Origin of the sequence: Agrobacterium sp. 10MFCol1.1 (assembly GCF_000381165.1) — a bacterium.
Classification (GTDB): Bacteria; Pseudomonadota; Alphaproteobacteria; order Rhizobiales; family Rhizobiaceae; genus Agrobacterium; species Agrobacterium tumefaciens.
The window spans coordinates 1-2,332 of the sequence record NZ_KB906095.1 but is presented as its reverse complement, the minus strand read 5'-3'; the positions used below and the strand labels follow the sequence as shown (position 1 = coordinate 2,332).

The 2,332-nt window shown below is 52.7% G+C and carries 1 protein-coding gene and 1 pseudogene; both read right to left on the bottom strand.

Annotated elements, in window-relative coordinates:
- Positions 1 to 1,697: 1,697 nt before the first annotated feature.
- A pseudogene (locus F617_RS28580) lies at positions 1,698 to 1,826 on the bottom strand (type IV secretory system conjugative DNA transfer family protein); the annotation flags it as partial.
- A 54-nt stretch (positions 1,827 to 1,880) separates the two neighbouring features.
- A complete protein-coding gene (locus tag F617_RS0126740) occupies positions 1,881 to 2,189 on the bottom strand; it encodes an anti-sigma factor antagonist (RefSeq protein ID WP_019567435.1) in 309 nt (102 codons plus the stop codon).
- Between the last annotated feature and the right edge of the window lie 143 nt (positions 2,190 to 2,332).

The window sequence follows — 2,332 nt, the reverse complement described above, 5'->3', positions numbered from 1 at the left end:
AAAAGCCCTTGGAAAACAACAAGCAGTCAGCTCATCAACTTGATTTCTTTAGAACGAAAGACTTCGTCGCCAGCAGCGCCGCCGCCCTCGTTCAGTGAGCGGACTTATAGAGAGCAGCTTGCGCTTACGTCAATGGGCAAAAAAAGAAAATCCTTGAAAAAAACGGGCGCCAAAATTCCGTAAAATAATCAACACTTTGGCGGCGTCGACGCCGTTTGGACAGATATTTCCAGAATTACGATGGCATTTTTAGTAGTCCGCTTTCACCATACAGAGTCTTACGCCTGCTCAAATTGTCGAATAGAGCTTACTACGGCGGTGGTTGGGCCGCGCCAAGAGTGCAAGCTTGATCGCCGAGACATTTCGAGTGAGTGCTATCCTTGAGGATAGCCAATTCCAAACAGCAGAATGGAAATGCTCGAAATGTCTGATGCTTCTTGGGTAGATTGGTTTCCTCTCGTCTTTCCCGGCCAAGATCATAGTGCTCGGCATAGGCATGTATTATGCGATCAAGTGGCATCACGATCGGGCGAAGAAAGATAGCGAGACCAAAGGGCACTGAGCGTGCCCCTGCTGTCCGTCGCTCAAGCCCGCATTGCGTTGCTGGCTGAAGGCGACGAGAGCGGCAAGCAGTTGCAGCGCCTCCCCGGCGAATTATCAGCCTCATAACTGTCGCGGAACAACGGGCGAACTATGTGAGAACATCCGCGCCAATTGATCTACATTAGATTTTTCCCAATGAGAGCATTGGCTTACCTCTATCAAAAGCCGCTCCAGATAGCTGGAAGCGGCATGCTTGATGAAATAAATAGAATACGAGTAGCCAATATTCGGGAAAGTATTTGAGCTAGAAAAACGTTGCTCGTTCCCATGAAACGTGGAGATCAATCGAGACTTTCACTCAATTTGTCAATTAGCTCTCAAGGATATGCTTAATCTGTAAGCCTCCGCCCATGGCGTCAACGACAGTGCGCCAGCCGTTCGGTTCGCCTTTCCGATGGGTCCCAGGTCGCTATCGCCTCGTAGAGCGGAGGTCGATCCAGATTTTAAGCGTCAAAACACCTGTTTGCAGGTATACCCAGATAGATTATCAGCCCAAAAAGTGTCATGCCCGGGGTGTCACAAGCGCCAGGAGCCCCACAGCTCATGTGGGAGCTTACGGCATAGTAAATGAGATACGCAATCGATCCAAAACCCGCTATGTGTAACACACCGCTCCGGTTCCAAAATAGCGTTATTCCGGATTTAAGATATAATAAGTAATTCTTTAAATTTGAACTAATCGATTATGGATCATATGCGATCCTAAAACTATCGGCTGTCTCGCCTAGAACGACAGAAGCGTGAATAGAGCAGTCCGGAATAGCTCCGGCCTGTTTCGCCCATCCCGATCCGGGCCGCGCCAACGATACAGCGGACGCATTCATGGTCGTTGTCGTTGAAAACACGCAGCACGCCTCCACTTTTATTCCTTCACAGCAAGACGCACGCCCGTCCTGCCGCTCACTTCGGCACTATGGGGAGCGCGTTCGCGTCAGGACAGGCTGGATCACCGCGTACCATATTCCGTTGCAGTGAACGCCTGTTCTCGGGGCTTGCCGAGCCATATCCACTTCCCACTACGGTCAAGATAGCACGAGGGCCGCGCGTACAATGGTGTGACGGGTTGCCCAACCGCCTTCTGGACACGCTTCCCGTCAGACTGGATCGAACATCTCCCTGAATTCCGGATCGGCAAAGTAGGCAAGCTTTTCAGCGAAAACTGGTCGTTGCCCGGCCAGGAACAGCAACTGTCCGTGCGCCGGCAGATGGCGCACCTCATCAGGGCGCGGCGGCTCGCATCATGTTCTTGAATGCGTCCCGGGCAAGTCGCAATCGGTTCATGGAGCACCCTGCCCGCTGTTATCATTCTCACCTGTGCCCGGCAGTCCTTGTCCGATCAGATCGGCAAACAGCGCCTTGTCACTGTCGCGCGTCAGAAAGCCCGGCAGTTCGCGGCGCAGCCAGTCATCGAGCTGTTGCTTAAACTCCTGATCATTCGCGGTCTCCAGGTGATGCAGAACGAGCGAGCCAATCAGGACCTTGCGGCGCATATCGTTGTTGCGCTCGGTTTTCGAGAGGCGGGCCTTGAGGGCGGAACGTTGCGCATCCAGTTCAGCCAGGCGCTGTTCGATTGTTTTCCTTGCCACGATTGTTCCTTTCGATTGCGGTCGCACCGGAACTGCCGCTGTTGACCACGGCTTCGTTCCTGGAAGACAGACCAGTTTCTATGAGGAGATCGACATAGCGATTGTGAGAGTAGGTTGGACCGTATGGTTCATGACGCTGTGGT